This is a genomic window from Legionella sp. (genome assembly GCF_965140895.1).
Taxonomy (GTDB): Bacteria; Pseudomonadota; Gammaproteobacteria; order Legionellales; family Legionellaceae; genus Legionella.
The window spans coordinates 169,958-187,729 of record NZ_CBCSKT010000036.1 but is presented as its reverse complement, the minus strand read 5'-3'; the positions used below and the strand labels follow the sequence as shown (position 1 = coordinate 187,729).

Here is a 17,772-nt window from a genome sequence, read left to right as displayed (position 1 = left end):
AATGTCTATGTGATGGTTTTTATCATCCTGATGCTTAGCCCTTTTGCATTCAAAAATGTGAACTGGACTCAGGTGCAAAAAGACCCTATTACGATTGGTGGAGTCCAAGCGAATTTATCCATGCGTGACAAATGGGATGAAACACTATTTTGGAATATGTTAAAACACTATGAACAGGCGATTAATAAGTTATTAGGTAAGCAGTTAATTATTTTACCCGAATCTGCACTGCCCTTGCCCGCTAGTTATTTAGATAAATATTTACATAAGCTCAATGACAAAGCCATAAAAGCAAATAGCGCCCTTATGCTAGGCATATTACAGCCAACAAATGATAGTGAAGCTAATTACTATAATTCGGTCATTACTCTTGGCACCGGAAAAGGAACAGTGTTAAAGAGGCAACTGGTTCCTTTTGGAGAATATATTCCCAAGCCCTTACAAACCATTAATCGTTGGTTTAATTTACCGGATGCCAATCTAGTACCTGGAAAAATTCATCAGTCATTAATTAAGGTGGCAAATCATCCAATAGCTAGCCTTATTTGTTATGAAATTGCGTATCCTTATCTTCTGAGAATGCAAATGCCCGAAGCGCAATGGATTGTTTCCATCAGCGATAATGGCTGGTTTGGACATTCGTTTGCCAGCTATCAGCAGCTGCAAATGGCCCAGATATTGTCGATTCTTACAGGTCGATATCAAGTCGTCGTAAATAATGATGGGCTGTCTTCGGTGATTAATTCCAATGGCGATATAACTGAAATGCTTCCACCTTTTAGTGCTGGAATTTTACAAGGAAGTGTTTATCCCGCTGAAGGCATAACCCCTTGGATTAGGTGGAGTGAAATGCCTGCATTTATTTTTTGTGCGCTGTTTTTATCGTTTACATTGCTAGTATGGTTGCGGCGGAAGGCATGATTGTGGCCCGTATTAGGCGAAGTCGTAATACGGGAGGTTGTGCCCCAAAGTCCCGTATTACGCTGTGCTAATATGGGCTACGGCCCGTTGCCTCATTCGGGGAATGTTCCTTCGTTGTACCCCCCTCAGGATAACGTATTGTAGCCTTTCCTAACGTGATGCCCAGAAAATGTCAAGAAATTTTTATGCATGCCACAGCCCGATTTTCTATTGCTGGCAAGCACAAGAGGAGTTATCCTTAGCGATCTTAAAGTTACTACAAAATAATATTGAGCCATGGATAATACCTATATACCACAAGAAGTTGAGGAACAAGCTCAACAGTATTGGCATAAAAAACAGTCTTTCAATGTTTCTGAAGATTTAAACAAAGAGAAATTTTATTGTTTATCCATGTTTCCATATCCCAGTGGAACATTACACATGGGGCACGTTCGCAATTACACCATTGGTGATGTGATTGCACGTTATCAACGGGCCTTAGGCAAAAACGTACTACAACCAATTGGTTGGGACGCTTTTGGTCTACCTGCCGAAAATGCTGCGATAAAAAATGGCATTCATCCTGCGGAATGGACTAAACAAAATATAGAATCGATGAAAAAGCAATTTTTACGCTTAGGTAATGCCTATGATTGGCGTCGTGAAATTTGCACCTGTGCTCCTGAATACTATCGTTGGGAACAATGGTTTTTTATTCGCTTATTTGAAAAAGGTTTAGTTTACAAAAAAAATGCTGTTGTTAACTGGGACCCTGTGGACCAAACAGTACTTGCAAATGAACAAGTAGTTGATGGTCGTGGTTGGCGTTCTGGTGCCTTAGTTGAACGCAAAGAAATTTCGCAGTGGTTTATTAAAATCACCGCTTATGCCGATGAATTACTAAGTTCATTGGATACCTTAGATGAGTGGCCAGCTCAAGTTAAACAAATGCAGCGTAATTGGATTGGTCGTTCCACAGGAACAGAAATCCATTTCAACGTAAATAATTATACTAAACGTTTGAAAATCTATACTACCCGCCCCGATACATTAATGGGTGCAACCTATCTTGCAGTTGCCAGCGATCACCCTATTGCGAAAGAAGCAGCAACACATAGCCAAGAAATAGCCGACTTTATTACCAGCTGCCAGGGTACTAAAATGGCCGAAGCCGAACTTGCAACCATGGAAAAATGTGGAATTGCAACAGGTATGACTGCAATTCATCCAATTACCGGTGAAGAGCTCCCGATTTGGGTCGCCAATTTCGTATTAATGCAATATGGCTCTGGCGCGGTAATGTCAGTTCCTGCTCATGATCAAAGAGATTGGGAATTTGCACAAAAATATAACTTAGCGATCAAACAAGTAATTAAGCCTGCTGACAATGTAGTGCATGATTTTACAAAATCAGCATACACCGGCGAAGGTACATTAATTAACTCCGGCCAATTTGATGGACTAGATTCAACTACAGCAATTTCGAGTATTACCAGCTTCCTTGAAGACAATGATGCAGGTAAAGCAACCATTAATTACCGTTTGCGCGATTGGGGTGTTTCCAGACAAAGATACTGGGGTACACCAATACCAATGATCCTTTGTGAACAATGTGGTACGGTTCCGGTTCCAGATACTGATCTACCTGTAGTCTTACCAGAAAATGTATCATTTACTGGCGCAGGCTCACCTTTAGCCCAGTGCCCAGAATTTGTAAATGTCCCCTGCCCCAAATGTGGACAGGATGCTACGCGTGAAACAGATACCTTTGACACTTTTGTTGAGTCATCTTGGTATTACGCACGTTTTGCATGTAAGGGCCAAGAAAATGCCATGTTAGATGATCGTGCCAAATATTGGACTCCTGTAGACCAATATGTTGGTGGAATAGAACATGCGGTAATGCATTTACTTTATGCTCGCTTTTTCCATAAACTGATGCGCGATGAAGGCTTAGTGAATTCGGACGAACCATTTAAAGCCTTATTGACTCAAGGTATGGTATTAAAAGACGGCCATAAAATGTCGAAGTCGGTTGGTAATATTGTTGACCCAAATCAACTTATTGACACTTATGGTGCCGATACAGCGCGTTTATTTGTGATGTTCGCCTCTCCTCCAGAGCAATCACTCGAATGGTCTGATGCAGGGGTTGAAGGAGCTCATCGTTTCCTAAAGCGTGTTTGGGCTTATGCTTACCAACATATCAATATGTTTACCGAGATTAATGACATTATTCTTAGTGGCAACGGACATGTAAACTGGCAACAAGCGGATAGCCGTTTGAAAAAATCACGGCATGTGGTGCACCAAATTCTTGCTCAAGCAACTCATGACTATGATCGGAACCAATTTAACACCGTTGTTTCTGGCTGCATGAAGCTATTTAATGAAATTTCAGCATACTCTATGGAAACTGAAGAAGATAAATTCTTTATTCACTCCTGCATGAGTATTTTGTTACGTTTGCTAGCTCCTATCACCCCTCATATTGCGCATCATTTATGGCAGCAACTAGGCTTTGAAAAAGCGATTATTGATGCCAATTGGCCTAGAGTTGATAAAAGCGCATTAAAGACGGAAGAAGTTGATTTTGTGGTTCAGGTTAATGGAAAACTAAGAGCACAATTTACAGCAAATGTTGATACCGCTGAAGATGTTTTAATCGAAATAGCAAAAGAACATGCTCATGATTTTATCGTGGGTAAACCTGTTAAAAAAGCCATTGTAGTAGCACACCGACAATTGATTAATCTGGTCGTTGCCTAATGAAAAAACTGTTCATACCACTGATACTTAGCCTCATGCTCTGTGCATGTGGCTTTCATTTGCGTGGAATGATGAATCTCCCTACCTGGCTCAATGATATAGCAATTATTACCAAAGAACCGGATAAAGAGCTTATTTCCATACTTCAAGCTCAAATAGAAGGTTATAATATTCATGTGGAATCAGAGCCAGCTCTAGCTAAATACTGGTTAATCATCAACCGTGAACTTATTTCTCGTCAAATTGTGAGTGTGGGCGCAAGTACCAACCCCAGACAGTATATGGTAACTTTCCTCATTGAGTTTATGCTGCAAACCCGTAAGGGAAAAATAATAAAAATACCAAAAATAGTTCAAGTTACACGTCAAATTACCATAAACAATAATCGTATTCTTGGTTCCACCGATGAAGAGGCCATATTAATAAGCGAAATGAAGCAAGATGCAGCCGTTCAACTGCTTAACCAACTCAGTCATCGTGATGTAGAAGTAAATATCAATGGAATTCAGCCTGTTAATTAACTAATGAAATACCATGCAAATTAAACAGCAAATGCTTGCCCAGCAGGTACAAAAAAAAATTGCCCCCTTCTACATACTGATTGGTCAAGATACATATCTTCTTGATGAGTCCTTACGCACGATAAAAACTGCCCTTAAAAAAGATTATGAGTGTGATGAAAAAATCATAGCCATTCAATCTGCAGATGATTGGAATAATGTTCTTGAAGAAGCAAATAGCTATTCTTTATTTTCCGATGCCATCTTGTTGAATATTTACTTTGATAAAAAATCACTGGATGCAAACGGAAAAAAAATTATTACCACTTATCTAAACTCAATTAATACACGCTGCTTTATTATCATTCGTGCACCTAATATACCGGCAAAGCAATTACAATGGTTTGCCTCCCATGAACAAGCCGTTCTTTCAGTTGCCTACGCACTAAATCCAGCAAATATGAAGGGATGGATTGCAGCGCAACTGAGGGCTAATGCGTTTACTTTCGACCCACTAGTACCTGAAGTAATTCATCATTATACGCAAGGTAATATGCTTGCTTGCTCGCAAGTCATTGAGAAACTGGTTTTAACTTATGCCCCCAATGATAAGATTAGTGCCCAACAAGCACAAGAACAGTTATCCGATCAATGTGATCATAATTTGTTTGAATTAACAGAGGCCTGCTTATTAGGACATGCTGCGCAAGCCATTCCCATTTTAAGGCACGCAGCAAATAATAAAACAGAAGCAACTTTAGTATTGTGGATGCTCACTCAAGAAGTAAGACTTTTACTTCAGCTATCTCATTTATTGCAACAACAAGTAGATATGAAAACGGCATGTAGCCAATTAAAAATATGGCCTCAGCGTTTTAACCATTATCAAACCGCTAGCAAACGCTTAAATAGAAATGAACTCCAACTACTACACCAATATTGCAACCAACTCGATGAACGCATTAAATCAAGCTTTAGCAGCCAAATATGGAATGCACTGGAAAATCTTGCTTTGTCATTATGTCTTGGGAAATTAATAGGTGACACATGGAACATATAGCAATTTTTGGCGGCACCTTTGACCCAATTCATAATGGACATTTGCAAACAAGTTTAAGCATTCAATCCTCGGTTAAATTTGATTCTTATTTTTTTTTACCCTGTAAAGTTCCAACAATAAAGCCTGCAGCCTTTGCCTCTAATGAGCAACGCATCAAAATGATCGAGTTAGCCATAAAGGCCTACCCTCAATTTAAATTAGATTTACGCGAAATCCAACGCGATACCCCCTCCTATATGGTTGAGACGCTACAAAGCTTTAGACGCGATTATCCAAGCGCGTCAATTACGTTAATTATTGGCTACGATGCATTTATTTCATTACCTAAATGGCATCAATGGGAAAAGCTGATTACTTTAGCGAATATTCTGGTGATCAATCGTAATAAGTTTGTTCAACATCAAATCCCCGAACTCATGCAACAATTCTTAGTGAATTATCAATGTAAGAAAAAGGAGGTCTTATTAAATAGCAAGGCTTCCGCTGTTTTTATGTTTGATGCTGGCCATTATGAGATTTCATCGACGATGATTCGCGAAGAGATTAAACACGGCAGGGATGTAGGATTTGAAATCCCCAAAGAAGTCTATCGATACATTAAGAATGAAGGATTATATCAAGTCGAACACTTGTAAATCATGAATGACCTTTAATGACCTCCATTGGCTCAACCAAATTATAATTACTAAAACGTCCCCAGTATCGTGCTATTGCTTTGATCAAATCCGGTTCAAGATATGGACGAATGCTGTATTGGCTTGAAAAAAGGCTAAGGACCAGTAATTTAACCTCGATAAATTTATCAATATTAATAAATACATTGGGTTTAAAATCTACGGTACTAGACGGAGATAAGTAACAATATAAATTAGGGATTTTTCTGCATGCAGTGATGGTTGCTTGATGTGTACTGCGATGATCCTGATGGCTATCGTGGAACGAATGTGTATAAATATGAGTAGGTTGCACTTCTTGCACTATCTTTTCAATAAATTGAATAGTAGTCGCTGAATGATTAATATCGGTATCAATGAAATTTCCCATAAATAGTTGTGCATTTTGCATTTCCGCTGCTTTCTGCGACTCTCGCATTCTAATCGATGAATCCCCGCCTACTTCCCCCATACTTAAAGTGAGAATGTTAAGCGAATCTCCATCAGCACGATGCTTTGCTAGAGCTCCAGCGCAACCAAACTCAACATCATCAGGATGGGCCCCTATTGCCAACACTATTTTTTTGTCTTTAAAACGTCTGTTTCTCGACTCTTCTGCTAAGGTTAAGGCCTTGGAAACAAATTCTTTTTCTTGTAGAGGTTTAAAAAATAAACCATCGGCATGATGTTGCATGGCGGAAATAATAAAGTCCACCTTTTTGTCTTCGGTAACAATAAGCAATGAAGTTTCAGGATTTGCATTCTTTACCATAATGGTAATATCTAAATCATCCATGTCTGGTAAATTCATGTCGGTAATGACGAGATCCCAGCCAGCAATCGCAACTTGCTTTTTACAGTCATCAATATCGGATGCATGAGTTACTTCCGCTTTGTCTTGCAACCAATTTAAAATGCTACGGGCCACCTTAAGATTGGGCTCGATAAGTAAAATTTTATAACGTGGTTTTTCCATAATATACCCAATTATTAAAAATTTTAAGCAGTATTTATAGGTAAGTATAGAGGAGAAAATATATAAGTCAGCTTTTTAAGTAAATATCCCTATCTTTACATTAATCCCACTCTGTTTTTTAAAGCGAGCATAATGCGTTCCATTCATCAGGAGCAAAAAAATGTTCCGTCCAATAGCGAACGACCATTAACTCTTTAAATGGTAATAAATCGGAGGCAAACGGTTTATTTAACAAATCGTCAATTAACAGCTTAGGGATATCAATTCCTGCTGCAGCCGTTAATGGTAAAGTGCCAGGAAAACGAGGATTAATTTCTAATAGCTTAAAATCCCCCTTTGCATCAGCTTTAAATTGCACATTAGCAACATAAGTAATTCCCGCCCTTTTGGCAATCTCAATAGCCATCATGGATAATTGAGGATTAATGCAGGTTTGTGCTGCAACCGCAATCCCAGAATCAATTTTCATGCGTAAACGAGGCACAGCGGCTATTGGATGGCCCGTACTGTGAATATAGACATCAACCGAATACTCATCTCCAGGAAGCAGTTCCTGAATCAGATAACTGCCATCATCAGGTAACATTTTAAGATCTTCGACACCATTAATAATCATAGTACCATTAGAGCCTGCGCCACGACGTGGTTTAGCAAAACAAGGAAATTGCAATTGAGCTACATCAAGCGTCGATGTAAACAAATTAAATTCGGGAGTATGACCTGTATTTTGGCAAAAAGTTAACAAAGAATATTTGTCACGACAACATTCTAATGCCTCCACTGAACTAAGCGGCATCTTGATGCCATACTCGGCAAACTGCTTTGCCTGTAACGCCAAATGGCTCAACTCACAATCAACTGTAGGAATAAGCAATTCGATTTGATGTTTTTGACATTCCTGAAGCAATATAGATGAAAATTGTGGTGAATTACCAGGAGGAATAATCAATCTTCGTGCCGGAGGAACCAAATATAAACCCGCCGCACAGGGATCAATATCAGCCATGAAAATCTCATGCTCATGGCTAAGACTTTTCCAAACACTAACTGCTGCCGCACCACCAGCTCCTGTTAATAAAATTTTCATTATTTTTTCCTTGTACGTGACAGCGTTATCTTCAGTTTAGCTCATTAACGCAACCCAGATCATCAAGCCCAATATATACGCCAACCCGCTGAAAAAATGGTTATATTATTAAATTCATAATGTTCTACAGCTCCCTCTATCGCCTGATGTTTAAACGTAGGGAAAATAAAACGTCCATGATAACCCCAAAATTTTTGCGTTGTATTATAAGAAGCTCCCACATTATAAAAAGCAGTGTTTGCAAATTCTTTGCTTAAATCAAGGGAATAGGTTGTGTTTTGTCCCCCTATTTGTTGATTTCCCCAAAAACCTGTAGCGCTAATATTGAAAGGAAGCGGGGTATCATAGGTCAGGCCGGAAAAATAAAGTTGGTTATTCCATGGCGAAGGGAACCCAGCCCAAAAACCACCAAACAATTTTAAGGAATTAAGTAAATAAAGATTGCCTGTACCACCAACTCGGGACTCTATAGGCAAATTATTATGCTGTCGGAAATCATAACTGACACCCCAACCATATTTGCCTGGGAGTTGGCGTTGGTAGGCAAGAAAAATGCTGTTATTCGGCAAGATAGTTGGTTCAACAGTCAGATCCAAATTTAATTGTTGGCTGTTATGGGTTGCAATACCAATAATTCTATCTGTAGCATTAATATCACTATACCCATAAAGCACACTGCTATTTGATTGTTTGTCGAGTACCCGATATTGTCCTTGATTAAAACTGGCCATATAACGCGTGGAATTATTCAGTTGCTCTAATCCTAATAATGAATCGCTATTTTTGGGGCTAAGTTGCAAGGCCTTATTAAAATATGCTCGTGACTGTTTGAATTTTCTATTAGTCATTTGTAAGCGCCCCATCGCATTTAACGCATCTACATCGTTAGGATTTGTGACCAACAATTGACTATAAATAAGATTCGCAATGTGGATATGGTATTGTGCTGTTTCAACGCGCCCCGCTCCTAATAAGGCAGGACGGGATTTGGGATTCTTAGCCAATAATTCTTGATATTCAGCTTGTGCCTTTTTTAATTGCAAAGACCATTCATAAGTTAATGCTAATTCTTGGGCTGGCACGGGATCACTACCAGGTGCAGCATCTTTAGCACGTTGAAGCCAGCGTATAGCCTCAGAGTAGTTCTTTTGTGAACGAGCTAATAAGCCATGCAATAAATAGACTTGAGCATCACGATGCTTTAATTGATCACAATAATTCAAAATGCGCTGCACTTCGTTCAGGCGAGGGTTTTTGGCATTGGCCAAAAGTAATCCTGCAGTTGTATTGCAAGGAGAACGCTTTGCTGGGAGCATTTTTTGCAAGGGTTGACTTACAACTTTGCTGGAGTTAAGTTGTTCTAAACCGATTTTAGCATCAACATTTCCCGGCTCCAGATTCAAGACCCAATCAAAATAATGTTTGGCTTGAACATAATTTTTTCCGATCATGTGAATACGGGCTAAACCGTTTAAGGCATCAACATCCTTAGGATTTTTTTGTAGTAAGCCGGTATAAATGCGTTGGGCCTCAGCACTATTTTTTTGCCATAAATCAATACGCGCTTTACCGAGCAAGGCAGTACGCAAATCAGGATGGCTAGCCAAAAGTGTCTCATAGATATTCTTTGCTGTTAAATCAAAATGTGACCATTCATAAGTTACAGCCAACTCCAGTGCTGGCACAGGGTTATCTGCTGGAGCAACATTCTTGGCTTTTTTTAACCATTCAATAGCCTGAGGATATCTTTTCTGTGCGCGTTCATTTAATCCCTGCAACAATAATACTTGCACATCAGTATTTTTCTCACGCGCACAATTTAATAAGATTTGTTGTACTAACAATAATTGTGGAGGAGATTGGTTAATTAGTTTTAACCCTTGGGCAGGATCACAGGTAAATATTGGCGCTATGGCAGAATCTAGTTTTGCAATTTGTTCATTCAGCAGGTTAACCTGCTTCATGCCGATTTGCGCATCAACATTGCCTGGCTGCATGGTTAAAACCTGATTAAAATAAAGCGCTGCCTCTTCATATGCTTTATAAGCCATCATAACTCGCCCCTTTCCATTTAACGCATCGGGATCATTAGGATTTATGCTTAATAGCTTTTTATAAATGTTAAGCGCATCCTCCAAATGATTATTGGCTGTTGCCGTACGTGCCAAACCCAGCAATGCAGGACGCGAGTTAGGATTTCTCGCTAAAACGTGCTCATAAATAGGTTGCGCATTATCAGGTTGATTCGCCCATTCATAGGTGACGGCCAATTCTAATGCGGGAATATCATTAGTGTCTGCTACTGTTGCTTTAGCTTGTTTCAACCAAGAAATTGCCTCTGAATAATTACTATTTTTCATGCCCTCTCTTCTGGCCAACAAACCATGCAACAGTAAAACCTGAATATCTTTGGGCATGCTTTTATCACAAGCTGCGAGTATGGTTTTAATTTGTGGAAAAGGAGGATTTTCCTGATTTAATAAAGTGAGTCCCTGATTGGCATCGCACACTAAGGGTGCATTTTCTGCCCTTAATAAAAAAGTATGGCCAAGCATAAAAAGTATTAGGCTGTATTTAAACCAAGTCATATTCATGATAATCCATAATATCGATGTAAAACACAAAAAATAGTTAAAATCAAAAGCATCAACACTTCATAATAAAACAAACGTTTCTCTTCTTTCTGATCAGCGGCTAAGCTTTTTTGAAAATCATAAGGCACTGCAAATGATTTTTTTCTCGGCTCTACTTTGCCAGTTTTTATGGTTTTATTCCATTTCATTTCACGATGAAAAAACTGCACAAGATAAGCAGCAAAGGTAATAACACAAAGCAGGGGTCCATAACCAACTAATAAAAGTAATGGGCTGGTAATTTTTTGTGAAACACCAACCCTATCTAAACGATAAACAATCCAGGCACAAAGCATACATAAAGAGATCCAACTATTTGCCCAAAGCAAAAAATAATGGTCATAAATATAGATTATCTCTGAGGAACCATACTGATGGATGAGCAAAGTCGCATAGCTTGGAAAAACGGCAACTAACATGTTAATAAGGGAAATTAATCCTGGAAACATAATTCCCTCAAACCAGACTCGTTTTGCTGTTTTGGTATCAATACAAAAGCTATAAAAAGTAGTAAATAAATAAGCCGCAAAACTGATTAAAGAAAAAATACGAAAGAACTGCCAAGATAATGAGGTATTTAAAAAATAGAGGACATTAAGCGCAATGGAGGTAGTAATCATGATTAAAGGCATTAAAACCGTACTAAACCAAATCAAACCAAAAAAAATGCCTCCGAGTCCACCAGGAGTACTGGGACGGAACCATATATTTTTAAATTTTCGAATAATCTGAACATTCCCCTCAGCCCAACGGAAGCGTTGTCGCCATAGACTGCTTATATCACCAGGCTCTTCAGCAAGCACAATTGCATTTCCGTCAAAAAGGACTTTGTTGTCATTCAGTTGGGTTTTAAATGTTGTGTAGGTGTCTTCGACTAGAGTTGAGGTATCAACCTTACCACCCAACTGTTCAATATTCGCCCTTGTATGCAATTGTGCTCCTCCAGCCAAACAGGCCATAACACCAAGAACATTCTGCGCGCGCCGTGTTGCAGCCTGTGCAACGATGTATTCAAATCCGATACTACGGCTAATGAAGTTACCTGGATTTTGCCCCTCTTTGATATAGGCAGTCACCGCACTAATATGTGGATCAGCAAAATGACGAGTCATTCTCAGCAAGGTATTTTTTTCGAACATAACATCCGCATCAATAATCATAATCGCTTCAGCCCAGGGGTCGCTGAGAATGGTTTTTAAACCGTGATTAACTACTGCCGCCTTGCCAAAATCGATTTTTTCAGTGCGCCGGACGTTAAAAACATGATCAGGGTATTCTTGACTTTTAACGGCAAGAATTTCTGGTGTCTTATCGGTGCTAACATCATCTATGGCATAAACTCGTAAACACTCGTAGGGATAATTCAAACTCATCAAGCTATCGATACTAAAACCAATCACATCTTCTTCATTCCAAACCGGAATAATAATCGCCACTCTGGGAGTATAATTTTTACATTGAGGGTAATGATTTTTTAATCCGTGAATGCCGACTAAGAGAAATTGCAGGAATAAAGTAATGACAGGGACAACCCCCAATAAAGCTATAAAAGATAAAAAGTTAATTAATCCAACCATAGATTAAGATTCATCCTGTAAATAATAGCTATCTCATTACTCGAGAAAATGTTTAGTCCTAGTGTATCAGGATTACAAAGAAAGAGAAGCTGGTTGCATGCAACCAGGCGATATTAACTACTCAGATTTCGTTGGATTTTTTAAGGATGAGGAATGGAATCAATAATATTACCAATATTCCCTGACACGGCATCCATTGACTTCATTTGATTAAGGACGATAGGAATATAACCAGAAACCCAGTTCACTACAGGCTGTAATTTGTTACAAACCACTGAGGTTTGGGTATACGGCTGATAAGGCAAGGAAGTCATTTTTAATACAGCCAATACTAATGACACCATTAAAACCCCTCTTCCAAAACCAAAACACCCTCCCAAAATCTTATCAATGCTGCTTAAACCCGAACGGCGAAGCATAAGACCTAGAATAAAATTAATTACCGCTCCAGCAAACATCACACCAATAACAATAATCATAAACGCTGCGGCGGTGCGTGCTGTTTGGTTTCCTATAAATTGTGATAACCAGGGGGTCAAACTTTGAGAGTAGTTATATCCCACCCATATGGCAACTATCCAAATACCTAAAGCAATTACCTCTTTTATTACCCCACGAAATAATCCAGTTATCGTAGATAATCCAATCATCACTATAAGAATTAAATCTATCCATTGCAATTGCATCACTAGCTAACTCCAGTATTGACCACAAATCCATTTAATTGCATCGCACTTGCCAATTGAGTTTTCAATTTAACTACGTTGTCTCTAATTGGAGAATGCCCAACATATACTTTGTAAATGGCTCCGTTTCTTCCTGCTATACGAACATAACTGGCTTTATATCCTTTACCTTGCAATTTATGTACCAAAGTTTCTGCATTCGCTAGCTTTGAAAAAGATGCAAGCTGCACCGCATAGATATCGCGCTTCACAGCAGGCTTTTTAGCAACTACTTGAGCCACAACCGGTTTTGCCGGCATTTTAGGTTTAACAACGTTGACTTTACGTTTAATAACTTGTTGTGCAGCTACCTGAACTGGCTTAACTACTGGTGCTGGTTTAACAATAGGCTGTTCAACTTTAGCCTGAACTACTTTAACTTCTTTATGTGCCGTAGCTTGTACCGCATTACTTAATGCAAGTTCAATTGGCTTTTCGATTGCAACTGCAGCTGGCATTGGCTCCACCGTGGCAACAGGCATACTTGGTTCTTCATGAACTGGGGCTGCAGCAATAAAATCTTCTTTATCTGCTTTTTGAGAGGCAGCCGATTTAATATTTACCTTAGCTATTTTAATCGTTTTGAACATTTGCTCTTCATCAGTAACAGCAACATTTGGAGCAATAGGTTTAGGGGGCAATTGAACATTAACACTAAGGTTACTTTCTAAATGTTGGCTTGATTTTTTCATCATCGCAGGCAAAAAAATTGCTCCCAATGATAAAATTACAGATACACCAACTATGCGATGTTTTAATTTCTCATCCATTACCAGTTTCATCGAACCTCCTAATTAGACTGGACAGCCATTATATGACCCACAGTAAAAAATGACCCGTAAACAACGATTAAATCACCTGGTTTTGCCTGATCTAATGCCGTTTTAAAGGCAATAAGTGGCTCATTATAACAAATATCCACAAAAATTTCTGCATCCTTAAAATAAGAAAGCAATAAATTAGCACTAATGGCACGTTTAACATCTAATTGAGCAGGATACCAATAATCAACATAATTCTTTAATGGTAGAATTAAACCAAGGATATCTTTATCTTTTAACGCTGAAAAAACAGCATGAACTTTAGCCTTTTTATCATAGTTCTGCAAAGTCTTAGCTAATAATCTTGCCGATTGCGGGTTATGAGAGACATCATAGAGCACATCAACGCTCCCCTTCTGCAATTGCAAACGACCGGGAATAAAAATATTGTTCATCGCCTTTTGTAGATGCTCATAAGATACAGGGAGGCTATGAGCTAAAATAATCGATGCAGTAATTGCAGCGGCTGCTGATTTCAGCTGTATGACTGATTTCGGTAAATCATTTACTTGCGTTTCACCACAATGAACATTCCAGCTATGCTCGCTTTCTTCAAATGAAAATTCCTTACCTAGATAATATGAGGAAACTGGTAATGCTGTTGCCACTTCGACAATGGTTGAAGGAGGATTTTCGTCAGCATAAATAAATGGTTTTCCACTACGAAGAATACCTGCTTTTTCATAACCAATCGCGTCTAGCGTATCACCTAAAAAATCCTGATGATCTAAATCAATGGTTGTAATGATTGAAAGATCCGCATCAATAATATTAGTTGCATCCAAACGCCCACCTAAGCCAACCTCAAGGATAATAATATCCACCTGCTCTTGCTGGAAATACCATAATGCAGCGAGTGTTATAAATTCAAAATAAGTTAATACGGTATTCTGACGTACTGATTCAATTAAGCTAAAAGCCTGACATAAGGTATCGTCTGTTATTTGCGTTAAACCTACACGGACACGCTCATTAAAACGAATAAGATGCGGAGAGGTATAAGCCCCTACCTTATAACCTGCCGTATGATAAATATATTCTAAGGCCGTTACGGTTGAACCTTTTCCATTAGTTCCTGCAACGGTAATGACTTTGAACTTGGGTTTTAGTAATTGTAATCGCTCCGCAACGATTTGAATCCGGGTTAAACCCAATTGAATTTCGTTGACATTTCGGGTTTCGAGATCAGATAGCCACTCAGCCAGGATCCATTCGTTGTAAAGCGTTAACAAAAACTACTCCTGGCTAAAATTTTAGATAGGATAAAAGCTCTGGAGCTATTTACATGCAACTCCCCACACATTCCCGAATTACCACGGCTTGACTGTGGTAATTCGGGAATATTGTGAGCACTCGACCTTGCAGGGATCAGCCATCCAAATCTACGCAGATTAATTTTTGCGAGTCAACTTAGCTACCAATTCAGAAACAACTGGACGAATTTCTTTTCGTTGTACAATCATATCAATATGACCATGCTCTAAAAGAAACTCACTGCGTTGAAAACCTTCTGGTAAAGTTTGTCGCACTGTCTGCTCAATTACTCTTGGACCTGCAAAACCAATTAATGCATTAGGTTCTGCCATAATCACATCCCCTAGACTTGCAAAACTTGCAGATACACCACCCATAGTAGGATCAGTCAATACCACAATAAAAGGAAGTCCTATTTCAGCAAATTTTGCCAAAGCAGCTGAGGTTTTAGCCATCTGCATTAAAGAAAATAAACCTTCTTGCATGCGCGCACCACCACTGGCAGTAAAACAAATGTAAGGGAGGTGTTCTTCTGCAGCAACAGAAACCGCACGCACAAACTTTTCACCCACAGTAGCCCCCATTGAGCCACCCATAAAGTTAAACTCAAAAGCACTTACTACAACAGGCTGTTGCATTAATGTCCCTTTAACAACAATTAATGCTTCTTTTTCCCCCGTAGCTTTTTGAGCTTGAGAAATTCTGTCTTTATATTTTTTGGAGTCTCTAAACTTCAATCGGTCAATTGGTTCTAATGAGGCTGCGATTTCCTCTTGGCCTGTTTCATCGAGAAACTGTCCAATACGAACCCGTGCTGAAATTCTATGATGAAAGTTACATGACGGGCAGACCATTAAATTCTTGGTCAATTCGGTACTGTATAGAACCTCGTTACAGCCAGAGCATTTAAGCCATAAACCCTCAGGCACCCCTTTTTTCTGCGAGGTATCAGTGTTTACTCTTGATGGTAATAATTTTTTTAACCAACTCATAAATTGGAACCCATTATTTATAGAATCTTAGTCATAAAAAAAGCCGCTTTTTCCATTATAGGAAAAATCTACTGTTTTTTTCGTTAATATTATACACATAAAAAAATATTCTGAAATCGGATCCTGTGAAACGTTAGGTTCATTACCATAAACCCCTATTAGAGTAAACAAATTCTCATTAATATTTTTTGCAAAGGCCAAATAAAAGGTAACAGCGCAACATATTAATTTTATTAATCATTTTTTTTATTTTTTTTTTAAAATTTCCATTTTTTTCCTAAAGTTTTTTACATCACGGCCGATAAACATTTTGGGAACGGGAAGCTCATATTAAAAATGAAATTCTTGATTACTAAACGGAAAGAAAATCCCACACAGGGATGAAGTCTGAGGAGACTATAAATATGGCTCAAGTTATTAATACCAACGTATCGTCGCTATTAGCACAGCGTAACTTAACAAAAAGCAGTGATGCAATGTCTACAGCAATTCAAAGACTTTCATCTGGCTTAAAAATCAATAGTGCAAAAGATGACGCTGCAGGTCTTGCAATTTCTACAGGAATGACATCTCAAATTAATGGTGTGAATAAAGCAGCTCAAAACTCTAGCGATGCGATTTCTCTTGCGCATATTGCAGAAGGCGGTATGGGTTCAGCTATTGACAATTTACAAAAAATGCGTGAGTTGTCTGTGCAAGCCGCAAACGGTACTAACAGTTCTGCTGACCGTTTGGCATTGCAAGATGAAGTGAGTCAGTTGATTGGCCAGATAAATGATATTGCAAACGACACGCAATTCAACGGTCAAAGCATTATTAACGGTGCATTCTCAAGTGCTACATTCCAAGTAGGCGCTAACGCAAACCAAACTACTTCTTTTGGGATTGATAGTATTTCAGCTAGTTCTATAGGCTTCCTGGCACAAGCTATTGGTACTAACGTAACTACAGCGACTGCTACTGACATCACAATTGGTATGGCAGGTACTCCAGGAACTAAAACGATTGGTTCTTCTGCACTTTACGCTACCAGCATTACTGGTCAAGGTGCTGGTTCTGCATTCGCGAAAGCCGCAGCAATCAACGCAGCAAACGTTAATGGTTTATCAGTTACCGCAGAAACTAAAGGTACTACTGGTGCCCTCACTTTTGCTGGTGGTGCTTATGATTTAGAAATCAATGGCATAACCATATTCAACGGTGATGATACTGCTTTAACTGCAACTACTCTGAATGATTTGATTAACAGCCAATCATCACAAACTGGTGTTGTATCCTCATTAGACGCAACGGGTGGTATTGTTACTTTAACTGCTGCTGATGGCCGTGATATTACTGTGACAGAAACTGGAGATACTCCATTAACAGCAGCAGGTTCATTTACATCTGGTACTGCGTTAACCGGTACATTAACAATGACTGGTGATAACGTAATTTACTTAGGTGGTACTATTGCTGACTTAGGATTTACTTCCGGTACAATTATGACTGATACCAGCGGTATTGATACTCTGGACATTAGTACTCAAGCTGGTGCAACAACAGCAATCCAAAGAATTGACTCGGCAATAGCAAGCATTACTGCTAACCGTGCTGCTATGGGTGCTATGGAAAATCGCTTTGAAGCAACTATTGCTAATTTAGAGAACATTTCTGATAACACTCAAGCTGCTCGTAGCCGTATCCAAGATACTGACTATGCAGCTGAAATGGCAAATTTAACTAAGAACCAAATCCTGCAACAAGCTGGAACTGCAATGTTGGCACAAGCAAACAGCATGCCACAATCTGTTCTTTCATTATTAAACTAATTGTAGGTAGT

Annotated in this window: 14 protein-coding genes; 6 read left to right on the top strand and 8 right to left on the bottom strand. The window is 38.9% G+C overall.

The features are described 5' to 3' along the window. From lnt to nadD, 5 genes are all read left to right on the top strand, one after another. Positions 1 to 921: apolipoprotein N-acyltransferase (lnt, locus tag ACQY7T_RS05200; RefSeq protein ID WP_428411709.1), on the top strand; the 921-nt coding region annotated here is incomplete at its 5' end. 276 nt (positions 922 to 1,197) lie between these two features. After that, entirely contained in the window at positions 1,198 to 3,672 is a 2,475-nt protein-coding gene (gene leuS / locus ACQY7T_RS05195) for a leucine--tRNA ligase (protein ID WP_428411707.1), read from the top strand. Then, positions 3,672 to 4,193, top strand: coding sequence for an LPS assembly lipoprotein LptE (gene lptE / locus ACQY7T_RS05190; protein WP_428411705.1), 522 nt, complete (start codon positions 3,672 to 3,674; stop codon positions 4,191 to 4,193). Before leuS ends, lptE begins: the two co-directional genes overlap by 1 nt. A gap of 13 nt (positions 4,194 to 4,206) precedes the next feature. Continuing rightward, entirely contained in the window at positions 4,207 to 5,232 is a 1,026-nt protein-coding gene (gene holA, locus ACQY7T_RS05185) for a DNA polymerase III subunit delta (protein WP_428411703.1), read from the top strand. Continuing rightward, on the top strand, positions 5,220 to 5,867 hold the full coding sequence (nadD, locus tag ACQY7T_RS05180) for a nicotinate-nucleotide adenylyltransferase (RefSeq protein WP_428411701.1): 648 nt from the start codon (positions 5,220 to 5,222) through the stop codon (positions 5,865 to 5,867). Before holA ends, nadD begins: the two co-directional genes overlap by 13 nt. A gap of 1 nt (position 5,868) precedes the next feature. On the opposite strand, the gene ACQY7T_RS05175 is transcribed toward nadD, so the two are convergent. From ACQY7T_RS05175 to accD, 8 genes are all read right to left on the bottom strand, one after another. Beyond that, a complete protein-coding gene (locus ACQY7T_RS05175; protein WP_428411699.1) occupies positions 5,869 to 6,861 on the bottom strand; it encodes a PIG-L family deacetylase in 993 nt (330 codons plus the stop codon). A 118-nt stretch (positions 6,862 to 6,979) separates the two neighbouring features. Further along, positions 6,980 to 7,948, bottom strand: a complete 969-nt coding sequence (locus ACQY7T_RS05170) for an ATP-grasp domain-containing protein (RefSeq protein WP_428411697.1) — start codon at positions 7,946 to 7,948, stop codon at positions 6,980 to 6,982. Positions 7,949 to 8,010: 62 nt separating this feature from the next. Continuing rightward, positions 8,011 to 10,542, bottom strand: a complete 2,532-nt coding sequence (locus ACQY7T_RS05165; protein ID WP_428411695.1) for a tetratricopeptide repeat protein — start codon at positions 10,540 to 10,542, stop codon at positions 8,011 to 8,013. Continuing rightward, positions 10,539 to 12,158: a glycosyltransferase gene (locus tag ACQY7T_RS05160; protein ID WP_428411693.1), complete on the bottom strand. Its 1,620-nt coding sequence runs from the start codon at positions 12,156 to 12,158 to the stop codon at positions 10,539 to 10,541. Before ACQY7T_RS05160 ends, ACQY7T_RS05165 begins: the two co-directional genes overlap by 4 nt. A gap of 140 nt (positions 12,159 to 12,298) precedes the next feature. Continuing rightward, a complete protein-coding gene (locus tag ACQY7T_RS05155; RefSeq protein WP_428411727.1) occupies positions 12,299 to 12,844 on the bottom strand; it encodes a CvpA family protein in 546 nt (181 codons plus the stop codon). Positions 12,845 to 12,846: 2 nt separating this feature from the next. Beyond that, complete coding sequence (locus ACQY7T_RS05150; RefSeq protein ID WP_428411691.1) at positions 12,847 to 13,665, bottom strand: SPOR domain-containing protein; 819 nt, start codon at positions 13,663 to 13,665, stop codon at positions 12,847 to 12,849. 8 nt (positions 13,666 to 13,673) lie between these two features. Next, positions 13,674 to 14,936, bottom strand: coding sequence for a bifunctional tetrahydrofolate synthase/dihydrofolate synthase (gene folC / locus ACQY7T_RS05145; protein ID WP_428411689.1), 1,263 nt, complete (start codon positions 14,934 to 14,936; stop codon positions 13,674 to 13,676). 159 nt (positions 14,937 to 15,095) lie between these two features. Continuing rightward, positions 15,096 to 15,950, bottom strand: coding sequence for an acetyl-CoA carboxylase, carboxyltransferase subunit beta (gene accD, locus ACQY7T_RS05140; RefSeq protein ID WP_428411687.1), 855 nt, complete (start codon positions 15,948 to 15,950; stop codon positions 15,096 to 15,098). A 404-nt stretch (positions 15,951 to 16,354) separates the two neighbouring features. Between accD and ACQY7T_RS05135 the strand changes: the two genes are divergently transcribed. Then, entirely contained in the window at positions 16,355 to 17,761 is a 1,407-nt protein-coding gene (locus tag ACQY7T_RS05135) for a flagellin (protein ID WP_428411685.1), read from the top strand. Positions 17,762 to 17,772 lie beyond the last annotated feature (11 nt).

What these genes read in the sequence shown, in the direction of transcription:
- leuS (WP_428411707.1), top strand. Translation starts at nt 1,198, where the DNA reads ATGGATAATACCTATATACCACAAGAAGTTGAGGAACAAGCTCAACAG.
- lptE (WP_428411705.1), top strand. Translation starts at nt 3,672, where the DNA reads ATGAAAAAACTGTTCATACCACTGATACTTAGCCTCATGCTCTGTGCA.
- holA (WP_428411703.1), top strand. Translation starts at nt 4,207, where the DNA reads ATGCAAATTAAACAGCAAATGCTTGCCCAGCAGGTACAAAAAAAAATT.
- nadD (WP_428411701.1), top strand. Translation starts at nt 5,220, where the DNA reads ATGGAACATATAGCAATTTTTGGCGGCACCTTTGACCCAATTCATAAT.
- ACQY7T_RS05175 (WP_428411699.1), bottom strand. Translation starts at nt 6,861, where the DNA reads ATGGAAAAACCACGTTATAAAATTTTACTTATCGAGCCCAATCTTAAG.
- ACQY7T_RS05170 (WP_428411697.1), bottom strand. Translation starts at nt 7,948, where the DNA reads ATGAAAATTTTATTAACAGGAGCTGGTGGTGCGGCAGCAGTTAGTGTT.
- ACQY7T_RS05165 (WP_428411695.1), bottom strand. Translation starts at nt 10,542, where the DNA reads ATGAATATGACTTGGTTTAAATACAGCCTAATACTTTTTATGCTTGGC.
- ACQY7T_RS05160 (WP_428411693.1), bottom strand. Translation starts at nt 12,158, where the DNA reads ATGGTTGGATTAATTAACTTTTTATCTTTTATAGCTTTATTGGGGGTT.
- ACQY7T_RS05155 (WP_428411727.1), bottom strand. Translation starts at nt 12,844, where the DNA reads ATGCAATTGCAATGGATAGATTTAATTCTTATAGTGATGATTGGATTA.
- ACQY7T_RS05150 (WP_428411691.1), bottom strand. Translation starts at nt 13,665, where the DNA reads ATGAAACTGGTAATGGATGAGAAATTAAAACATCGCATAGTTGGTGTA.
- accD (WP_428411687.1), bottom strand. Translation starts at nt 15,950, where the DNA reads ATGAGTTGGTTAAAAAAATTATTACCATCAAGAGTAAACACTGATACC.
- ACQY7T_RS05135 (WP_428411685.1), top strand. Translation starts at nt 16,355, where the DNA reads ATGGCTCAAGTTATTAATACCAACGTATCGTCGCTATTAGCACAGCGT.